The sequence below is a fragment of the Mesorhizobium sp. CO1-1-7 genome (genome assembly GCF_020164885.1).
Taxonomy (GTDB): Bacteria; Pseudomonadota; Alphaproteobacteria; order Rhizobiales; family Rhizobiaceae; genus Mesorhizobium; species Mesorhizobium australicum.
In genome coordinates, this window is record NZ_JAIUHA010000002.1 from 35,008 (window position 1) to 54,524 (window position 19,517).

At 62.3% G+C, this 19,517-nt stretch carries 20 protein-coding genes; 6 read left to right on the forward strand and 14 right to left on the reverse strand.

The window, feature by feature from the left end; all coding sequences use genetic code 11:
• Position 1: 1 nt before the first annotated feature.
• Positions 2 to 547 (reverse strand): SIS domain-containing protein, encoded by a 546-nt coding sequence (locus tag LB516_RS03580; protein WP_263492403.1) that lies wholly within the window; start codon positions 545 to 547, stop codon positions 2 to 4.
• Positions 548 to 755: 208 nt separating this feature from the next.
• On the opposite strand from LB516_RS03580, the gene LB516_RS03585 reads away from it, so the two are divergent.
• A complete protein-coding gene (locus LB516_RS03585) occupies positions 756 to 1,778 on the forward strand; it encodes an aldo/keto reductase (protein WP_224718954.1) in 1,023 nt (340 codons plus the stop codon).
• An 86-nt stretch (positions 1,779 to 1,864) separates the two neighbouring features.
• Here LB516_RS03585 and LB516_RS03590 read toward each other — a convergent pair whose 3' ends face one another.
• The 4 genes from LB516_RS03590 to clpP form a co-directional block, all read right to left on the reverse strand.
• Complete coding sequence (locus LB516_RS03590; protein WP_015318196.1) at positions 1,865 to 2,137, reverse strand: HU family DNA-binding protein; 273 nt, start codon at positions 2,135 to 2,137, stop codon at positions 1,865 to 1,867.
• Between the two features lie 196 nt (positions 2,138 to 2,333).
• On the reverse strand, positions 2,334 to 4,745 hold the full coding sequence (gene lon, locus LB516_RS03595; protein ID WP_224718955.1) for an endopeptidase La: 2,412 nt from the start codon (positions 4,743 to 4,745) through the stop codon (positions 2,334 to 2,336).
• Between the two features lie 274 nt (positions 4,746 to 5,019).
• Positions 5,020 to 6,294: an ATP-dependent Clp protease ATP-binding subunit ClpX gene (clpX, locus tag LB516_RS03600; RefSeq protein ID WP_013532190.1), complete on the reverse strand. Its 1,275-nt coding sequence runs from the start codon at positions 6,292 to 6,294 to the stop codon at positions 5,020 to 5,022.
• A gap of 295 nt (positions 6,295 to 6,589) precedes the next feature.
• The gene (gene clpP / locus LB516_RS03605) at positions 6,590 to 7,219 is read right to left on the reverse strand and encodes an ATP-dependent Clp endopeptidase proteolytic subunit ClpP (protein ID WP_015318198.1); all 630 of its coding nucleotides are present in this window, start codon (positions 7,217 to 7,219) and stop codon (positions 6,590 to 6,592) included.
• Between the two features lie 334 nt (positions 7,220 to 7,553).
• Between clpP and LB516_RS03610 the strand changes: the two genes are divergently transcribed.
• The gene (locus LB516_RS03610) at positions 7,554 to 8,147 is read left to right on the forward strand and encodes a hypothetical protein (RefSeq protein ID WP_140717514.1); all 594 of its coding nucleotides are present in this window, start codon (positions 7,554 to 7,556) and stop codon (positions 8,145 to 8,147) included.
• A gap of 2 nt (positions 8,148 to 8,149) precedes the next feature.
• Here LB516_RS03610 and LB516_RS03615 read toward each other — a convergent pair whose 3' ends face one another.
• Positions 8,150 to 9,253 carry an NAD(P)/FAD-dependent oxidoreductase gene (locus LB516_RS03615; protein WP_224718956.1) on the reverse strand — a complete coding sequence of 368 codons (1,104 nt, stop codon included), beginning with the start codon at positions 9,251 to 9,253 and terminating at the stop codon, positions 8,150 to 8,152.
• Between the two features lie 104 nt (positions 9,254 to 9,357).
• Here LB516_RS03615 and LB516_RS03620 point away from each other — a divergent pair, with 104 nt between their 5' ends.
• Complete coding sequence (locus tag LB516_RS03620) at positions 9,358 to 10,608, forward strand: cytochrome P450 (RefSeq protein WP_224718957.1); 1,251 nt, start codon at positions 9,358 to 9,360, stop codon at positions 10,606 to 10,608.
• A 50-nt stretch (positions 10,609 to 10,658) separates the two neighbouring features.
• On the opposite strand, the gene LB516_RS03625 is transcribed toward LB516_RS03620, so the two are convergent.
• The 6 genes from LB516_RS03625 to LB516_RS03650 all read right to left on the reverse strand — a co-directional run bounded on the left by LB516_RS03625 (position 10,659) and on the right by LB516_RS03650 (position 15,000).
• Complete coding sequence (locus LB516_RS03625) at positions 10,659 to 11,003, reverse strand: cupin domain-containing protein (protein ID WP_224718958.1); 345 nt, start codon at positions 11,001 to 11,003, stop codon at positions 10,659 to 10,661.
• A 6-nt stretch (positions 11,004 to 11,009) separates the two neighbouring features.
• Positions 11,010 to 12,290, reverse strand: a complete 1,281-nt coding sequence (locus tag LB516_RS03630) for an O-acetylhomoserine aminocarboxypropyltransferase (RefSeq protein WP_224718959.1) — start codon at positions 12,288 to 12,290, stop codon at positions 11,010 to 11,012.
• A 158-nt stretch (positions 12,291 to 12,448) separates the two neighbouring features.
• On the reverse strand, positions 12,449 to 12,970 hold the full coding sequence (locus LB516_RS03635) for a CoA-binding protein (RefSeq protein WP_140617029.1): 522 nt from the start codon (positions 12,968 to 12,970) through the stop codon (positions 12,449 to 12,451).
• Complete coding sequence (locus tag LB516_RS03640; protein ID WP_224583028.1) at positions 12,967 to 13,749, reverse strand: AAA family ATPase; 783 nt, start codon at positions 13,747 to 13,749, stop codon at positions 12,967 to 12,969. The genes LB516_RS03635 and LB516_RS03640 overlap by 4 nt, the downstream gene beginning before the upstream one ends.
• Entirely contained in the window at positions 13,749 to 14,171 is a 423-nt protein-coding gene (locus LB516_RS03645; protein ID WP_140717524.1) for a VOC family protein, read from the reverse strand. Before LB516_RS03645 ends, LB516_RS03640 begins: the two co-directional genes overlap by 1 nt.
• Before the next feature lie 4 nt (positions 14,172 to 14,175).
• A complete protein-coding gene (locus LB516_RS03650) occupies positions 14,176 to 15,000 on the reverse strand; it encodes an enoyl-CoA hydratase (protein WP_140717526.1) in 825 nt (274 codons plus the stop codon).
• Between the two features lie 154 nt (positions 15,001 to 15,154).
• Between LB516_RS03650 and LB516_RS03655 the strand changes: the two genes are divergently transcribed.
• From LB516_RS03655 to rpsI, 3 genes are all read left to right on the forward strand, one after another.
• Positions 15,155 to 15,619, forward strand: a complete 465-nt coding sequence (locus LB516_RS03655; RefSeq protein ID WP_140661962.1) for a PaaI family thioesterase — start codon at positions 15,155 to 15,157, stop codon at positions 15,617 to 15,619.
• A 214-nt stretch (positions 15,620 to 15,833) separates the two neighbouring features.
• On the forward strand, positions 15,834 to 16,298 hold the full coding sequence (gene rplM / locus LB516_RS03660) for a 50S ribosomal protein L13 (RefSeq protein ID WP_010915638.1): 465 nt from the start codon (positions 15,834 to 15,836) through the stop codon (positions 16,296 to 16,298).
• Position 16,299: 1 nt separating this feature from the next.
• The gene (gene rpsI / locus LB516_RS03665) at positions 16,300 to 16,782 is read left to right on the forward strand and encodes a 30S ribosomal protein S9 (protein ID WP_140720742.1); all 483 of its coding nucleotides are present in this window, start codon (positions 16,300 to 16,302) and stop codon (positions 16,780 to 16,782) included.
• Positions 16,783 to 16,849: 67 nt separating this feature from the next.
• Here the strand turns inward: rpsI and LB516_RS03670 are convergent, their stop codons facing one another.
• Together LB516_RS03670 and LB516_RS03675 are read right to left on the reverse strand one after the other, a co-directional pair.
• Positions 16,850 to 17,908: a glycerophosphodiester phosphodiesterase family protein gene (locus LB516_RS03670; protein ID WP_140720744.1), complete on the reverse strand. Its 1,059-nt coding sequence runs from the start codon at positions 17,906 to 17,908 to the stop codon at positions 16,850 to 16,852.
• A gap of 296 nt (positions 17,909 to 18,204) precedes the next feature.
• Complete coding sequence (locus tag LB516_RS03675; protein ID WP_224718960.1) at positions 18,205 to 19,413, reverse strand: acyltransferase family protein; 1,209 nt, start codon at positions 19,411 to 19,413, stop codon at positions 18,205 to 18,207.
• Positions 19,414 to 19,517: the final 104 nt, after the last annotated feature.

A 19,517-nucleotide genomic window follows, 5' to 3' on the forward strand; every position in this document is an offset into this window, starting at 1 on the left:
TCTATTCCATGTTGGTGTGGCGGGCGCGCATGGCTTCCGGCGACGCCGCGGTCATGTCCCTGAGTTTCAGCACCATGATCTCGAACAGCACGAACAACGCGCCCTCGAACACCGAGCCCATCGGCAGCACCGACGTCTTTTGCGGCCCCTGGTCGTCGGCCATGGTCTGCGCCGGGATCAGCAGCGTCAAATCGGCCAGCCCTGCGGCGCCGCCGCCTGCCTGGGCGGTCAGGAGCAGCACGGTGGCGCCTGCCTCGCTTGCGATGCGCATCAGAGTGAGTACGGTCGAGGTTTCGCCGGGTCCGGAACTGACAAGCAGGACATCGCCCTGCCCTACAGGCGGGGTGGTCATGTCGCCGACGACCGAAACCGGCAGGCCCAGATGATAAAGCCGCATGGCGAAGCCCTTCACCTGCAAGGCCTCGCGGCCGCAGCCATAGACGACGATTTGTCTGGCACCGACCAGCATCCCACAGGCGGCGTCGATCCGATCGCCATCGACGCGCGCCAGCACCGCGCCAAGCTCGTCGAGCGCGGTCTTGAACATCTCCGAGCTGGAGTTGCTCACGGCCGCGCCTGCGCGCCGGCAATCGAATTGGATTGGCAATTCCTGATCACGCTTTTCCCCGGAACAGCTTGATTTCGTTCATGCTAGCAACCGGGAAAATGCGTGTCCAACGCTCAGCGGCGCTTTTGCCAAGCCACGAGCGTGATAGTGTCATGTCAGACAAATCAATCCGGGAAAATTTCAAGACATGAAGACACGGCATTTCGACCCCATCGGCAATGGCGGCATCACCTTCACGGAGCTGGGTTTCGGTACGGCGCCGCTCGGCAATCTTTACCGCGCCGTCTCCGACGAGGACGCCAATGCGACGCTGGAGGCCGCCTGGGCGACCGGCTGCCGCTACTATGACACCGCGCCCCTCTATGGGCTCGGCCTGTCGGAAACGCGCCTCAATCCGTTCCTGCGGTCCAGGAAGCGCGATGACTACGTGCTGTCGAGCAAGGTCGGCCGCATCATGCGCGCCTGCCCGCCAGAAGAGCGCACCGGTATCGGCAAGTTCTTCGACACGCCGTCGCGCAGGGAAGTCTACGATTACAGCTATGACGGTGTCATGCGCTCGTTCGAGGCCTCGCTGGAGCGGCTTGGCGTCGACCGCATCGACATCCTCTTCGTGCACGATGTCGATATCTTCACCCACGGCAGCAAGGAGGCGTCCGACCGGCGCATCGAGGAGTTCATGCGCTCGGGCTATTATGGCCTGCTCGCCTTGCGCGACCAGCGCGTCATCAAGGCGTTCGGCGGCGGCATCAACGAATGGCAGGTGGCCCAGACCCTGGCTGAGCGCGGCGATTTCGACCTGTTCCTGCTTGCCGGGCGCTATACGCTGCTGGAACAGGAGGCGCTGACATCGTTCCTGCCGCTTTGCCAGAAACGCGGCATCGGCATCGTTCTCGGCGGCCCGTACAATTCCGGCATCCTGGCCACCGGACCGAAGCCCGGCGCCTACTACAATTATTCCGAGGCGCCGCAGGATGTGCTCGATCGCGTGGCGCGCATCAAGGCCGTCTGCAAGCGCCATGGGGTCAGGTTGATCGAAGCCGCCCTGCAGTTCCCGCTGTTGCACCCGTCGGTGGTTTCGGTCATCCCCGGCGGTCAGCGGCCTGAAGAGGTCGAGAGCAACCGCTCGCTGCTGGACGCGAAACTCCCTGCAGCGCTCTGGGCCGACCTCAAGAACGAAGGCCTCATGCGCGCCGACGCCCCGACAGCTTGAAGAGCTACCGTCCGGCCCAATGCGCCGAAAAAAGAAAAGCCGGGCAAGCCCGGCTTTTCTGGTTTTTTCAAAAATAAAAAACGCGCTTAGTTGACGGCGTCCTTGAGACCTTTGCCGGCCGAGAACTTCGGCACGGTGCGCGCCGGGATCTTCACTTCGGCGCCGGTCTGCGGGTTGCGGCCGGTGGATGCGGCGCGCTTTGACACGGTGAAATTGCCAAAGCCGACAAGCCGGACATCGCCGCCCTTCTTCAGTTCGCCGGAGATGACAGAAAACACTGCATCGACCGCAGACTGCGCGTCACCCTTCGAAATGCTCGCGGCGTCGGCGACAGCGGACACCAGTTCGTTCTTGTTCATAAAAATTCCCTTCCATGAGAACACCGGAACTCACGACTCATCCGGCAGGAAACGGACTTTAGAAAGAAGCGTTCCCGCAACCAAGTCGAAAAGGCAGGAAAATAGCGGAAAAAGCCCGGAATTCCGGGGTTTTTCACATGAAAAAGCCGGGCGCGAGGCCCGGCTTTCTGTTTGTGCGCTGCAACCTTAGAAAAAACTAATGCGCAAGCGACTTTCCAGCGTCATCGTTCGTATCCGTGGAAGCCGGCGGATTGACCGGTTCGACCCATTCGATCGGCTCCGGCATCCGCACCAGCGCGTGGCGCAACACCTCACCGACGCGTGAGACCGGAATGATTTCCATGCCGTTCTTCACGTTGTCCGGGATCTCCGCCAGATCCTTGGCGTTGTCTTCCGGGATCAGCACCTTCTTGATGCCGCCGCGCAGTGCGGCGAGCAGCTTCTCCTTGAGGCCGCCGATCGGCAAGATGCGGCCGCGAAGCGTTATCTCGCCAGTCATCGCCACATCCGCCCGCACCGGAATACCCGTCAGCACCGACACGATGGCCGTGGCCATGGCGGCACCAGCCGACGGACCGTCCTTCGGCGTGGCGCCTTCCGGCAAGTGCACGTGGATGTCGCGCTTGTCGAACAGCGGCGGCTCGATGCCGAAATCGATGGCGCGCGAGCGGACATAGGAGGCCGCCGCCGAGATCGATTCCTTCATCACGTCGCGCAGATTGCCGGTCACCGTCATGCGGCCCTTGCCAGGCATCATGACGCCTTCCACCGTCAGCAGCTCGCCGCCGACTTCCGTCCAGGCAAGGCCGGTGACGACACCGACCTGATCGTCAGCCTCGACCTGGCCGAAGCGGTAGCGCTGAACACCGAGATAGTCGGCGAGGTTCGCCGCCGTGATGCTCACCGTCTTCTTCTTCGTCTTCAGGATCTCGGTCACCGCCTTGCGCCCGAGCTTCATCAGCTCGCGCTCCAGGCTTCTGACGCCCGCTTCACGGGTGTAGGTCTGGATGATGGCGCGGATCGCGTCCTCGCCGACGGAGAACTCCTTTGGCTGCAGCGCGTGATCGCGGATCACCTTCGGCATCAGGTGCCGCTTGGCGATTTCGATCTTCTCGTCCTCGGTGTAGCCGGCGATACGGATGATCTCCATGCGGTCCATCAGGGGCGCAGGGATGTTCAGCGTGTTCGCCGTCGTCACGAACATCACGCTCGACAGATCGTATTCGACCTCGAGGTAGTGGTCCATGAACGTCGAGTTCTGTTCGGGGTCGAGCACCTCGAGCAGCGCGGACGACGGATCGCCACGGAAGTCCTGGCCCATCTTGTCGATCTCGTCGAGCAGGAAGAGCGGGTTGGACTTCTTGGCCTTCTTCATCGACTGGATGACCTTGCCGGGCATCGAGCCGATATAGGTGCGCCGGTGGCCACGGATCTCGGCCTCGTCACGCACGCCGCCAAGCGCCATGCGGATGAATTCGCGACCGGTCGCCTTGGCGATCGACTTGCCGAGCGAGGTCTTGCCGACGCCGGGAGGGCCGACGAGGCACAGGATCGGTCCCTTCAGCTTCTTCTGGCGGCTTTGCACGGCAAGGTACTCGACGATGCGGTCCTTGACCTTGTCGAGGCCGAAGTGATCGGTGTCGAGCACGTTCTGCGCGTAGGCCAGGTCCTGCTTGACCTTGGAGTTCTTGCCCCACGGGATCGACAGCAGCCAATCGAGATAGTTGCGCACGACAGTCGATTCGGCCGACATCGGCGACATCGTCCTGAGCTTCTTCAATTCGGCATCCGCCTTTTCGCGGGCCTCCTTGGAGAGCTTGGTCTTCTTGATGCGAGCCTCGATCTCGGCGGCCTCGTCGCGGCCGTCCTCGCCCTCGCCGAGCTCCTTCTGGATCGCCTTCATCTGCTCGTTGAGGTAGTATTCGCGCTGCGTCTTCTCCATCTGGCGCTTGACGCGCGAGCGGATGCGCTTCTCCACCTGCAGGACGGAGATTTCGGCTTCCATGAAGCCCATCGCCTTTTCCAGCCGCTCCTTGACGGAAAGCGTGGCCAGCATTTCCTGCTTTTCAGGGATCTTGATGGCAAGATGCGAGGCAACCGTGTCGGCGAGCTTGGAATAGTCGTCTATCTGGCTAGCGGCACCCACCACTTCGGGCGAGATCTTCTTGTTCAGCTTGACGTAGTTCTCGAAGTCGGTGACGACCGAGCGGGCCAGGGCCTCGACCTCCACCTCCTCCTCTTCCGGTTCGACCAGCGCCGTGGCCTTGGCCTCGTGGAAGTCGGGACGGTCGGTGAAGGAGACGATTTTCGCACGCGAGGCGCCTTCGACCAGAACCTTGACGGTGCCGTCGGGCAGCTTCAGCAATTGCAGCACATTGGCGAGCGTGCCGATGTCGAAGATCGCATCGGGCTCGGGATCGTCATCGGCGGCATTCATCTGGGTGGCAAGCAGGATCTGCTTTTCCTGACCCATCACCTCTTCCAGCGCCTTGATCGACTTTTCGCGCCCGACGAAGAGCGGAACGATCATATGCGGGAACACCACGATGTCGCGCAGTGGGAGGACCGCGAAGACGCCGTCGCTGGGAGCCTTGGATATTTTGGCCATTGTCCAACCTTTCATGTCGCGGCCACCATCAGGCCAACCGCGAATCTCATATTAACGACCGGGGATCGTTCCGCCTACCACCGTTTATGACGGGAGTTTTACAGCACAGAAATCGGGCACCTCGGCCTTCTCGTGTTAGGTGGAGGCAGGCAGGGCAAAGATCAAGAGTTAACATCGTCCCCAATCCACTCCATCGCGACGCTGTGCCGGTTCCTCACAGCAAAACGGCGCCGCAGGGGCGCCGTTCCATAAAAATATAGGGCCAAGTGCCATATCAGGCGCTGACATTGCCCTTCTTTTCCTTCTGTTCGGAATAGATGTAGAGCGGCCGGGCACTGCCGGTCACCACCTCTTCCGAAATCACAACCTCGCGCACGCCTTCGAGCGCGGGCAGTTCGAACATCGTGTCGAGCAGGATCGCTTCCATGATCGAACGCAGGCCGCGCGCGCCGGTCTTGCGCTCGATGGCGCGCTTGGCGATCGCCGAAAGCGCGTTCTCGTGGAAGGTCAGATCGACATTTTCCATCTCGAACAGGCGCTGGTACTGCTTGACCAGCGCATTCTTCGGCTCGGTCAGGATCTGGATCAGTGCCGGCTCGTCGAGATCCTCCAGCGTCGCCAGAACCGGCAGACGGCCGACAAACTCCGGAATGAGGCCGAACTTCAACAGATCCTCGGGCTCGACCAGGCGGAAAACATCACCCGTGCGGCGATCCTCCGGCGAGGCGACGACAGCTCCGAAGCCGATCGAGGTTTTCCTGCCGCGATCCGAAATGATCTTGTCCAGCCCGGCGAAGGCGCCGCCGCAGATGAACAGGATGTTGGCGGTGTCGACCTGCAGGAACTCCTGCTGCGGGTGCTTGCGGCCGCCCTGCGGCGGCACGGAGGCGACCGTGCCTTCCATGATCTTGAGCAGCGCCTGCTGAACGCCCTCGCCCGACACGTCGCGGGTGATCGAGGGATTGTCGGACTTGCGTGAAATCTTGTCGATCTCGTCGATGTAGACGATGCCGCGCTGGGCGCGCTCGACATTGTAGTCGGCCGACTGCAACAGCTTCAGGATGATGTTCTCGACGTCCTCGCCGACGTAACCGGCCTCGGTCAGCGTCGTGGCGTCGGCCATGGTGAAGGGTACGTCGATGATGCGGGCCAGCGTCTGTGCCAGCAGCGTCTTGCCGCAGCCGGTCGGGCCGATCAGCAGGATGTTGGACTTGGCCAGCTCGACATCGTTGTTCTTGCCGGCGTGCGCGAGGCGCTTGTAGTGGTTGTGGACGGCCACCGACAGCACGCGCTTGGCGTAGGGCTGGCCGATGACATAGTCGTCGAGAACCTTGAGGATCTCCTGCGGGGTCGGCACGCCCTCGCGCGACTTCACCATCGAGGTCTTGTTCTCCTCGCGGATGATATCCATGCACAGCTCGACGCACTCGTCGCAGATGAACACCGTCGGACCGGCGATCAGCTTGCGCACCTCGTGCTGGCTCTTGCCGCAAAACGAGCAATAAAGCGTGTTCTTGGAATCACCGCTGTTGTTGCCGACCTTGCTCATTTTCATGTCCTTTCATGGCCGCCCGCCGATGGTCTGGCTGAAAGGGCGCATACTCTATTTATCGCGGGAATCCGCCGCCGCCAGTCTTCCGGCTCCCGCAACGTATTCCGTACGAAACACAAATCAGAAAACGTGGCAATGATTCGCAGCTTCCCCACGCAAAGCTAAGCCGTCGAAAATCAACATAGCCTTAACGTAGGCAATCCCGACCTCCGAGGGAACAGCCAATTGTGGCCGAAATGACGCAAGACACGCCAAAAGCGCGTGATGGTGCCATCCAACTGCCAACTAGCCTTTATGCCAACGCCCCCTCGGCCGCCTCGCGCGACGAAATGACCTTGTCGATCAGGCCGAAATCCTTGGCCTCGTCGGCGGTCATGAAATGGTCGCGGTCGAGCGTCTTCTCGATGTCCTCATAGCTCTTGCCGGTGTGCTTGACATAGACCTCGTTGAGGCGACGCTTCAGCTTGATGATGTCCTGGGCGTGACGCTCGATATCGGACGCCTGCCCCTGGAAGCCGCCGGACGGCTGGTGAACCATAATACGGGCGTTGGGCGTGGCGAAACGCATGTCCTTGTGGCCGGCGGTCAGCAGCAGCGAGCCCATCGAGGCCGCCTGGCCGATGCACAGCGTCGACACGGCCGGTTTGATGAACTGCATGGTGTCGTAGATCGCCATGCCCGAGGTGACGACGCCGCCCGGCGAATTGATGTAGAGGTTGATTTCCTTCTTCGGGTTCTCCGCTTCGAGGAACAGGAGCTGCGCGCAGACCAGCGTCGCCATGCCGTCCTCGACCGGACCGGTGATGAAAATGATGCGCTCCTTGAGGAGGCGCGAGAAAATGTCGTAGGCCCGCTCGCCGCGATTGGTCTGTTCGACCACCATCGGAACGAGGTTCATGTAGGTTTCGACGGGATTCTTCATCAGTTATCTCTTGTCTCGCGGTGGGATTCCGGCGCCGGACAGGCTGGCAGCTCGGGCAGAATCGGTTCTGGATCGTTAAGATGTAAATAGGATGCCGGCTCATCCTTGTGCAAGGCCGACCCGTCCTAGCCATCTGGGTAAGTCGAATCAAGCTTCCGGGCAAGAATTAGCAGCAGCTGATGCCACGCCGACCTCAAATACCGACCGGCCCCGCCAGGGTAGCAGTTTCTTAACCTCGTCACTTAACGAAATGCGCCAAAACCGCTTTTCTCCGCAACGGCTTCCCCTACAATTCAACGTTGAACTTGTGCCTACAGTTCAGACGGGGAGTGCCATGTCCGGGAAAACCGCATGCTTCACCATTGCAGGGATGACCATGCTCGGCTCGATTTCGCAAACGGCGGCCGGTGGTCGCGCCGTCGAATGCTACGAGCCCGTCCACACACCGGCCGTTTACGACACCGTCTACGAAGACGTCATGGTCAGCCCTCCCGGCCAGCAGATCGTCGACTATGATCCGCCGATCTATGGCACGCGCGAGCGAGTGGTGATGACTGTGCCGGCCCAGGTTCGGTATGAGGTGGTGCCTGCGGCCACCAGGACCGTCTATCACACCGTCAGGGTCGATGGCGGCGGCTATTCCTGGGAATGGCGCGTCATCCATGGCCGCCGCGTGTTGTGCAAGGTTTGGCACAAGGCACGCTTTGAACGCGTCGCCGAGACGGTGGTGATCCAGCCCGAGCGCACGCGGCGCGTCGTCATTCCGGCGCAATATGACAGCATCGCCGAGGAGGTGCTGGTGCGGCCCGAGCAAAGGCGCGTCATCGATATTCCCGCCGCGTACCAGACCGTCCCGCGCCGCGTGCTGGTGCGCGAAGGCTCATCCGGCTGGCGGCGGGTGCATATTCCAAGGCACTGCCAGGACTAGGCTTAGGCCACCTCGGCCCGCAGCCAGGCCTTAAGACCGACGACATCGCCATCGCCAATGGTTTTGGCCACACGACGCCCGACCGCCGCGCCGAACTTGTAGCCGTGACCCGAGCACGCCGAGACGACCAGGCACTTGCCGGTCTCATGCGCCAGGAATTTCTCGTCATCGGTGAACGTGTAGGCGCAGGTGACCACTTCGGTCACCTTGTACTCCTCGATGCGGGCGATCGGCGGCGAAAACAGGTTGCGGATCGCCTCGCCCTCGCCGGGCACCGGCTCGCGGTTCCAGTCGGCGTCGCTGGTCGGCACCTTGTGCAGGCCCGAGCCGAATTTCATGCCGGCGCCCCGCGTAAGCGGGATCATATAGCCGTCGGTCGTGCCGCCGACATCGAGAATGACGGGCGCCGCCTCCCAAGCGGCCTTGAGATCGGCCGGCGGCTCGACATAGGCGAGCGCGGTGCGAAAGGTCTTCAATTCGCCGCCGAGTTCGGGGAATAGTTTCAGCACCCAGGCGCCAGCGGCAACGACGATGCGGTCGGCCTGCATCGTCTCGCCGGATTCGAGCACGATATGGCCGGCCTCGGCATCGATCTCCGTCACCTTGCTGTGCTCGTAGACGTTGGCTCCATTGGCACGCAGCCATTTGGCCAGCCCGGCCGCTATTTTGCGGCAATGCAGCGCGCCGCCCTCGGGCGAAAAATAGGCGTAGCGGAACGAGCCGGCCTCAAGGAACGGCCAGCGCTCGACGGCTGCGTCCGGTCCCAGCAATTCGAAAGGGAATTTTCCCTCTTCCAGGCCCTCGCGGTATTCCTCGGCCTCGTCGCCGGGCTCGCGCGAAACGCAGACGAAGCCCCGCGCGTCGAGGTGGTTCTCGCCGAGATCGGCCCACAGCTCGTCCCAGGCCTCGTAGGCTTCGGTGATCAGCAGCCCATAGCCGGTTCCAGCGCGGTAGGCGCGGCGGATGATGCGGTGATGGTCGCCCGATGCCGACAGCGGATTGGGGATCGGCCCCTGCTCGACAACCGACACGGCGTGGCCCGCCTTGACCAGCGACCACGCCGTGGACAGACCGGCGATACCCGCGCCGACAACGATCACATTCATCCGTTCAGACCTTCCGCAACCCTACTGCCTGGCTCAATGCATCGGGCTGTCGGACGCAACATACGGTCTGGAACCGGGCTGGCAAGCCGCGCTATGGGTCTGGCATGACCAAATCGACGCTCTCCTATCTGGCCTTTGATCCAGCCACTCGCCAGCTCAGACTCGACCCGCGCGAACCGGCTTTCTTCCTGAACCCTTACGAGGCCTACGGCTTCCTGCACGAAGCCTCGAATGCGTTTTTCTGGGAAGAGTTCGGCTTCTGGTGCTTTGGCGGCTTCGGCGACGTCAACCGGCTGTTGCGCGACCGCCGTTTCGGCCGCCAGAACCCGGCCGGCATCCCCGACAGCCGCGGTGTCGGACAAGACAGGACCCATCTCAAGGCATTCGACGGCATCGAAGCCAATTCGATGCTCGAGCTGGAGCCACCGGTCCATACGCGGCTGAGAACACTGGTCAACCGGGCTTTCGTCTCCCGTCAGGTCGAACGGTTACGGCCGCGCGTCGAGGCGCTCGCCAACGAATTGATCGATCGTTTCGAACCTGGCAAGGCCGTCGACCTCCTGCCGGCCTTCGCCTCCCCGTTGCCAATCACCATCATCGCCGAAATGCTTGGCGTGCCGGTGGAGATGGGGCCGCGACTGCTCGACTGGTCGCATCAAATGGTCGCCATGTATATCCACGGCCGCACCCGTGAGACCGAGGAGACGGCCAACCGTGCCGCGGGCGAATTTTCCGATTTCCTGCGCGGCTACGTGACCGAACGGCGCAAGAAGCCGGGCGATGACCTGCTGTCGCTGCTGATCTCGGCCCAGGAGGACGACCAGAAACTGTCAGAGGACGAGCTGGTCTCCTCGGCCATCCTGCTGCTCAACGCCGGCCACGAAGCAACCGTGCACCAGACCGGCAATGCCATCCACTCCATCCTGGCACAAGGCGGCGACCCGCGCCGCTTCTTTACCTCACCCGAGGCGACGGCGGCAACGGTCGAGGAATGCCTGCGTTTCGATGCGCCGCTGCACATGTTCATGCGCTATGCCTATGAGGAAATCCAAATCGCGCCCGGCATCGTCGTGCGGCCGGGCCAGACGATCGGACTTCTGCTTGGCATGGCCAATCATGATCCGCATGCCTTCGCCGAACCGCGGACCTTCCGGCCGGAGCGCACCGACCAGAAGAATGTATCATTCGGCGCCGGCATCCATTTCTGCATCGGTGCGCCGCTGGCCCGCCTCGAACTGCAGGTTTCGCTGAGGACCTTGTTCGAGCGGCACCCGCAACTGCATCTCGCCGAACAGCCACGCTTCCGCGACACTTACCATTTCCATGGGCTGGAACGACTTGCCGTCGATTTTTAGCTAGCGAGTTGCCCGGAAATCCGATCGGATTCTCGATATGTGATCAAGCTTCAAACCTTGATCACATACTCCTTGCGAGTCGTTTCAAGCACTTCCCAGCTTCCCTTGAAGCCCGGCCGCAGCACGAAGCTGTCACCGGCTTTGACGGTGCGCGCTTCGCCGCCCTCTTCGGCGATTACCGAAACACCTGAGAGAATGTGGCAGAACTCCCATTCTTCATAGACGATGCGCCACTTGCCCGGGGTCGATTCCCAGATGCCGGCATAGAGGCCGCCGTCGCGCTCCTCGACATTCCAGGTGCGGAATTTCGGATCGCCCGAGATCAGGCGATCCGGCGCCGGCGCGCCGGATTCGGGTTCGACGCCGTTGGTGTCGACGGAAAGAAACGCGGTCATATCAGGTCAGACCTTGGCGAGCGCCTGTTCGAGGTCGGCGACGATGTCGGTGACATCCTCGATGCCGATGGACAGCCGCACCGTGTCGGGTCCGGCACCAGCCTTGACCTTCTGTTCGTCGGAAAGCTGGCGGTGCGTGGTCGATGCCGGATGGATGACCAGAGACTTGGTGTCGCCGACATTGGCCAGGTGCGAGAACAGTTCGAGTGCCTCGACGAATTTGATGCCCGCCTCGTAGCCGCCCTTGAGGCCGAAGGTGAACACGGCGCCGGAGCCCAGCGGCGAATATTTCTTCTGCAGCGCGTTGTTCTTGTCGCTGGGCAGGCCGGGATAATTCACCCAGGCGACCTTGGGGTGGTTGGACAGCCAGCCGGCGACCGTGATCGCATTGTCGCAATGACGCTGCATGCGCAGCGGCAAGGTCTCGAGGCCGGTCAGGATAAGGAAGGCATTGAACGGCGAGATCGCCGGGCCGAGATCGCGCAGACCGAGCACGCGCGCGGCGATGGCAAACGCGAAATTGCCGAAGGTCTCGTGCAGCACGAGGCCGCCATATTCGGGGCGCGGTTCCGACAGCATCGGGTATTTGCCCGACTTCGACCAGTCGAAGGTGCCGCCGTCGACAATGACGCCGCCGATCGAATTGCCGTGGCCGCCCATGAACTTGGTCAGCGAGTGGACGACGATGTCGGCGCCATGCTCGATCGGCCGGATCAGATAGGGCGAGGCCAGCGTGTTGTCGACGATCAGCGGCAGGCCGTGCTTGCGGGCGATGTCGCCGATCTTCTCGATATCGACGAAGGTGCCGCCCGGATTGGCCAGGCTCTCGATGAAGATCGCCTTCGTCCTGTCGTCGATCTGGCTCTCGAAGGTCGAGATGTCGTTGGTTTCGGCCCAGCGCACCTCCCAGCCATAATTCTTGAAGGCATGGCCGAACTGGTTGATCGAACCACCGTAAAGCTTGTTGGCGGCGACGAAATTGTCACCGGGCTGCATCAGATTGTGGAACACGATGACCTGCGCGGCATGGCCGGAAGCGACCGCAAGGGCGGCCGTGCCGCCCTCGAGGGCCGCGACGCGTTCTTCGAGCACTGCCTGGGTCGGGTTCATGATGCGGGTGTAGATGTTGCCGAAAGCTTTTAGCCCGAACAGCGAAGCGGCGTGGTCGGCGTCATCGAAAACAAAGGAGGTCGTCTGGTAGATCGGCGTGGCGCGCGCGCCGGTGGCCGGATCGGGCTTGGCGCCGGCATGGACGGCGAGCGTGTTGAAACCTGGCGAATGGGTCACTGAAACCTCCCTTTGAACTTCCTAAATTGGCCGCGCATTCTTGGCGAAGGCGACGTGCGAATGCAAAGAAGAAAATACCTTTCGGCGCCGATCCTTCGATCACACCGCAGGATAATGCGGCGTTCCGCGGAATAATTTTTTGCGCCTCTGCGCCGCGCCTATTTCTGGCGCACGCCGAAACTCTGAAAACCCTGGCGCATCAGCGGCTTCTTGGACGACAGCACGCCGGAATTGACGCCGGTCCAGCCGATCTCGCCGGAGAGCTTGCCATACTCGATCTTGGGGCAGCGGTTCATCACCACCTTGATGCCGGCCGCTTCGGCACGGGCGGCTGCCTCGTCATGGCGCACGGCAAGCTGCATCCAGATGACTTTCGGCAAGGGATCGAGTTGCAACACCTCGTCGACGATGCCGGGGACCGCCGCGGCATTGCGGAAAATATCGACCATGTCGATCGGCTCCGGTATGTCGGCCAGCCTGGCATAGGTCATTCGGCCGAGGATTTCCTTGCCGGCCTGGCCAGGATTGATCGGGAACACCGAAAACCCCTTGGCCAGCAGGTATTTCAGGACGAAATAGCTCGGCCTGACATCATTGGCCGACGCCCCGACCATGGCGATCGACTTCACCGAATTGAGGATGCCACCGATATAGGTGTTGTCGTAGCTATCGTGATTCATGTCTCGTCCTCATACAACGCCTCGGCGAGAAAACCATCGGGGTCATTGCTGAAATCGCGCAGCATGCGGAAGTGGTCCGTATCGCGAAAGTCGGCAAGCTCGAGCCCAAAGCGGCTGATGCGGAACAGCTGCGCGCCGGGACAGGCCATCAACAGCGGCGAATGGGTCGCCATGATCACCTGCGCGGTGCCCGATTGGTCCATGCGCCGCAGCATCTTCAGCAATTCGATCTGGCGCATCGGCGAAAGCGCGCTCTCGGGCTCGTCGAGGATATAGATGCCTTGCCTGCGGCAGCGCTCCTCGAAGAAGCGGATGAAGCCTTCGCCATGCGACCAGGACAGGAAATCCGGCGGCGGTGGCTTGAACGGATCTTCCAGCGCTGCCTGGTCGAGGTAGCGGGCCACCGAGTAGAAGGATTCGGCGCGAAAGAACCAGCCGGCGGTGACTTTTGGCAACCAGTGGCCACGGAATGTGTTGGCCAGTGCGGCGCCACTCTCGTCGATGGCGCCGGAATGGTCGACCGGCCGGTAGCCCTTGCCGCCGCCCGCTTCGTCATAGCCGGCCAGCGCGCCGATCGCCTCGAGCAGCGTGGATTTACCGGTGCCGTTCTCGCCGACGATGATGGTGATGGGCGTGGTGAATTCGAGCTCGAACGCGTGGCCGCGAAACAGCGGCAGGTTCCACGGATACTTTTCCCAGTCCGTAACCCGCTCCCGGTCGAGCAAAATCCGTTTGAGGTACGGTGCCTTGAGCCGTGTCAGTTGCTTGCGGTAGGCCATCAATCAGGCAGCGAAATCGTGCCGTCGTCCGCGATCGGAAAGGCCGGGTTATGAGCCACCTCCCAAACATGCCCGTCGGCATCGGCGAAGTACCCATACCAGCCGCCCCAGAAGGCGCGGCCGGCCGGCTTGATGATGCGCCCGCCGGCCTTTTCCGCCTGCGCCAGCACTTCGTCGACCTCGGCATCGGAGCGGGTGTTGTAGGCGAGATAGACGGCCGAGGGCGCCTGGGCGAAGGTGATACCGGAGTCCTCCTCGGCGCTGGGGCGCGGGAACAGGCCGAGGATCGCGCCGCCCATCTGGAAGAAGGCGACACCGTCGGTGATCCCCGCGTGGCGCTTCAGACCCATCGCCTCGTAGAAGCGCACGGCGCGATCCAGATCTTCGGTGGCGATGGTGATGATGGAAATGCGCGGTTCCATGATCCTATTCGTCCGTCCATTCCGGCTTGCGCTTGCCGATGAAAGCGCCGATGCCCTCTTCCGCGTCCCGCGCCAGCATGTTCTCGACCATGACGCGGCCGGTATAGGCATAGGCATCGGCCAAGCCCATCTCGGCCTGCGCGTAAAAAGCTTCCTTGCCGGTCTTGATCACCAAAGAGGATTTGGAAGCAATGGCTTGCGCGTATTTGGTGACAATCTGATTCAGGTACTCGCGCGGCACGACGCGGTTCACGAGGCCGAATTCCTTGGCGGTCGCGGCGTCGATCGTCTCGCCGGTCAAGAGCATCTCCATCGCCTGCTTGCGCGAGACGTTGCGCGACAGCGCAACCATCGGCGTCGAGCAGAACAGGCCGATGTTGACGCCAGGCGTGCAGAAGGTCGCCTCATGCGAGGCGATCGCCAGGTCGCAGCTGGCGACCAATTGCAGGCCGGCGGCTGTCGCCAGGCCGTCCACCTCGGCGATGACAGGCAAGGGATGGCGCACGATCGTCTGCATCAGCATGGCGCAAGCGGCAAAGGTCTCTTCGAAGAAGGCCTTGCCGCGATCGGCATCGGCACGCCGCGCGGTCATTTCCTTGAGGTCGTGACCGGCGCAGAACACCTTGCCGGCCGCCGACAGCACAATAACGCGAACGGCCTTGTCCGCCTTGGCGCGTTCCAACTCCGCCACGAGCGCCGCCATCACCGAAAGCGACAGGGCATTGGCGGGCGGATTGGCGAGCGTCAGGCGCAGCACGCCCTTCTCCCGTCTTGTCGTGACCGGGCCCTCGTCGGCGGCAGCAGGCTTGATGGCAAGGATTTCGGCCATGGCTAAGGTCTCCGCGATTCCGGTGGTGCCGGCAGAGTATCTAATATCGGATCGGGTTTCGTCCAACACCCATCGCTTGCGCCAGCATGATGTATATGTTGCCAGAAACACCCGGCTGCGCCCATACAGGCTTGGCGCAGAACGAGAGACCGATATGCCCGCCCAGACCAACCTCAAGCCGGTGCTGACCGCAACGCAGATCAATTTGTTAATGGAAACCGTCTTTCCCCAACTCAACGAGAGTGCCGCCGCCTACGAGGCGATCGACGTGTTTCCAGGCGGCTGCATCGTACGGCTCAATGCCGGTGAACGGCATTTGCGTCCCGGCGGCACGGTGTCCGGCCCTGCCCTGTTCACGCTGGCCGACATTGGCGGCTATGTCTGCGTGCTCAGCCATGCCGGGCCGGATGCGCTCTCGGTCACCACCAACCTCAACATAAATTTCGTGCGTAAGGCCGAGGCCGGGCCGATCGATGGCCATTGCCGCATCCTGAAGCTCGGCAAGAGCCTGATGGTGTTCGACATTGACATCGTCGCCGGCCCGGAAGGACACACGATCGCGCATGCCACGGGCACCTACTCGATCCCGCCGCAGCGCGCCGCCAATGTGGTAAAATAATACCTTTAGTCCAACATGCTGTTTCTACAGCCTTTTCTGCGCTACAGGACTTTTCCGCTACCTTGACGCAGTTACTCCGCTCGCCTATAAGCCTTCACGAAGCAGCGGCCCGCAAAGGCCGCCGTTTGTTATTGGCTGATGACAAGCGTCTTTCGCCAATCCAAGCAACAAGAAACGCCTTCACTCCCGAAGGTCAGAACCGAGAGCAGAAAACATGACAACCTTTTCGCAGAAGCCTGCGGATGTGGTGAAGAAGTGGATCCTGATCGACGCCGAGGGTCTCGTCGTCGGCCGTCTCGCCACTGTCATCGCCAATCATCTTCGCGGCAAGCACAAGCCGACCTTCACCCCGCATGTCGACGACGGCGACAATGTCATCGTCATCAATGCCGACAAGGTGGTATTCACCGGCAAGAAGTTCACCGACAAGGTCTATTACTGGCACACCGGCCACCCCGGCGGCATCAAGGAGCGCACCGCGCGTCAGCTGCTCGAGGGCCGTTTCCCCGAGCGTGTCGTCGAGAAGGCCGTTGAGCGCATGGTTCCGCGTGGCCCGCTCGGCCGCCGCCAGATGAAGAACCTGCGCGTCTATGCAGGTGCCGAGCATCCGCATGTCGCCCAGCAGCCAGAAGTCCTCGACGTGGCCAAGCTGAATTCCAAGAACAAGAAGGTCGCATAAGATGGCTGAGCTTTCCTCGCTCGCAGAACTGGGCGCCGCCACCGGCAACACCAACACGCAGGCCGCCGCCCCCGTCCACGTCCAGAAGCTCGACAAGTCGGGCCGCGCCTACGCCACCGGCAAGCGCAAGAACGCCATCGCGCGCGTCTGGGTGAAGCCGGGTTCCGGCAAGATCGTCGTCAACGACAAGGAATTCGCGAGCTATTTCGCGCGTCCGGTCCTGCAGATGATCCTCAACCAGCCGATCATCGCGTCCAACCGCTCGGGCCAATACGACATCATCGCCACCGTCGTCGGCGGCGGACTTTCCGGCCAGGCCGGCGCGGTGCGTCACGGCATCTCGAAGGCGCTGACCTATTACGAGCCGGCGTTGCGCGCCGTGCTCAAGAAGGGCGGCTTCCTGACCCGCGACAGCCGCGTCGTCGAGCGCAAGAAGTACGGCAAGGCGAAGGCCCGCCGTTCCTTCCAGTTCTCGAAGCGCTAACCGTTTCGAATTTTCGGACAATCGAAAAGGCCGCCTCCGTGCGGCCTTTTTGCTTGAACGCGGCGGATCAATTGATGCTGGCGGTCGCGGCTGGCTCGATGCGTTCGCCCGTGCCGGCATAGGGCACCCGATAACCATTCGCCGCCAGCCAGCCGATCGCCGCTTTCGGCTCGTCGGTCTGGATGATGGTGGCGCCACGATCGGCCCAGAAGCCCCAGGCTTCGCGCGGCAAGCTGGCCTGGACCGCCAGTTCGTCGCCACGGCCGCCGGCGAGGAAGCCGCCTGGTTTGTTGACGATGGCATAGGTGTCGGCCCAGATATGCCAGTCGCCCCTTACCGCCTCAGCGCGCATGCGCGTGCTGAACAGCGGCCCGCCGGTTTCGGTCAGCGTCTCGGCGCCCGCCCGCCAGTTGATCAGTTCGATCGCGCGCGGCGCGAAGACGTGGTCGACCGTCGAGGCGAAGCCCGCATCATGGACCGCGTCATCGGCGATGATCGGCATGAACTGGAAGCCACCGCCTGCGGCAGTCATGGCCGCCTTCACCGTGCTGATCCTGTTCTGGTCCCAAAGGTTTTCCTTGACGATGACTTGCTCGGCCATGCCGAGTTCGCGCGCTATCGCGATCATGCCCGGGAGGTCGCCGACTTCGAGCTTGTTGTCGAGATTGATGAGGATTCTGTCCCGTGTCGCCATCAGCATCTCGCGCAATGTCGAGACGGTCTCGTTGGTGACGGCATGGGTGCCCTCGATCACCAGCCGGCATCTCTTCAACTCGGCCAGCGTGTAGTTGATGACCTCGCCCTTGCAGGTCGTCGTGCGGTCGAGCCAGCTGTCATGCACGACGATGAACGCACCATCCTTCGAGCGCCGGATGTCGACCTCGACGATTTCGGCGCCGATCGCGATCGAGCCCTCCACGGCGGCAAGCGAGTTTTCCGCATAGAGCGTCTTGCCGGCCTGCATGCTGCCGGCGCGATGGGCGGCCACCATGACATGGTCGCGCCACTGGTTGGCATGTTCGAAGCGGTCGAGGATCTGCCTGGCGCGGGTTTCGCCGGCCAAGGCTTGACCGGAAGCGGCGGAAAGCGCCGTGGAAAGCAGAAGGCTCAGCCAGATCGTCCGCATCGAGAATCGCTCCTTGCCGGATCGAGCCGGGGATAGGCGACATCGGTGACATCCCGGTGAACGAAGCCGGCTAAAGCGCGTCGCGTCGAAACGGATTCAGGCGACGCGCTTTACAGCGTCGCGGCGAATCGGCTTCGCCCGACCCGCTGTAAGCTCCTGATTTTATGCATGTCGTTGTCCCGGAACCGAGGACGCTTCCGGGCGACGTGCATTAGGTCTTTGTTTTCATGCATGTCGTCTTCCCCAAAACCGAGCTCAATTTGGGCGACATGCATTAGCGGTTGGACGGATGCGGGTCAGATGCGCTTCGACAGCCGGCGGAACCAGGCCATCGCAGGCATTTCGACCAGGCGCCATGTCACCCACGACACGGCGATGGTGGCGGCGAACATGACGACGATCGCCACGGTCCCCGTCCAGCCGGCGCCAAAGCCGGTCGCGGGCTCGCCACGCAGCACGATGTCGCCAACCAGGCCGAGGCCGAGTTTGCGCTCGACCAGCCCGGCGACATTGATCAGGCGCGCCTGAACGAAGATGTGGACCATGTAGATCGAATAGGACAGCGCGCCGAGCGTCAGCATGAACGGCGTCCTCAGCAACGCGCTGATCCAGCCGCCTTCATGGGCGAAGAGAAACAGCGCCAAGGCGAACACCAGTGGCGCGGCGATGCCGGCGTCATTGTCGCCCGCCAGCGAGACAAAGAGAGCGATGACGACCACCATGACGATTTCGGCAACAGTCCAGCTCATCCTCGGGCCGTTTGCGGCCAGAACCTGTCGCGCTCCTGCAATGGAATCATGCTGAAACCAGGCCAGCAGGGCGCCCAGCGAGAAGCCGTAGAGGCAGCGGATGAAGCCGAAATCATAGGACACATCCATATGATGCGTGGAGAAGCCGAGCAGGAACAGCGACGCGGTGACAGCGGCGGCGACCAACCATATCCAGGCGCGCGCGCCGGCGACGAAGACCACCCCGGCAAACAGGAGATAGGCAAAGAACTCGGCCGAGATGCTCCAGCTCGGGGCGTTCCAGGTCAACCGATCCTCGAAGCCGACACCTTGCAGCAAAAGGAGATTGGCAGCCAAGCTCCTGAGGTCGAAGCCACCGGTGAAAGGAGCAGCGCCCGTGCCATGCAGCTGCGGCAGCACGAGCCGCAGCAGCTCGAAGGCGGCAAAGGCGGCAAGCATGACCAGATGCAGCGGATAGATGCGGCCGAAACGGACCAGCGCGAAGCGGCAGACCTCCTGAGTGCGGCCGAGCCGATCGGCATAGCTGGAGGCGATGACGAAGCCGGAAAGGACGAAGAAGAAGTCGACGAAGAGATAGGACGAACCGATAAAGCTGCTCTGCGAGATCGTCGAGGCGGTCGGGAAATGAAACAGCGCCACCAGCAGCGCGCAAATGCCGCGCCACGAATCGAGAACCCGGAACCGATCGCCGGCGATCGTACCGGTGTGGGTCGACACCACGGCATCCGACGGATTAAGAAACGCGGTCTGCGTCATGATGATACAAGTCCTGTCTTGCCGTGGCACCCGGGCGGCGCGCTTTCGTCTCCCCAAGCCGTGACTGGCATCTTCCATGCCGGTTCTGTAGTTGTTGCACCCCG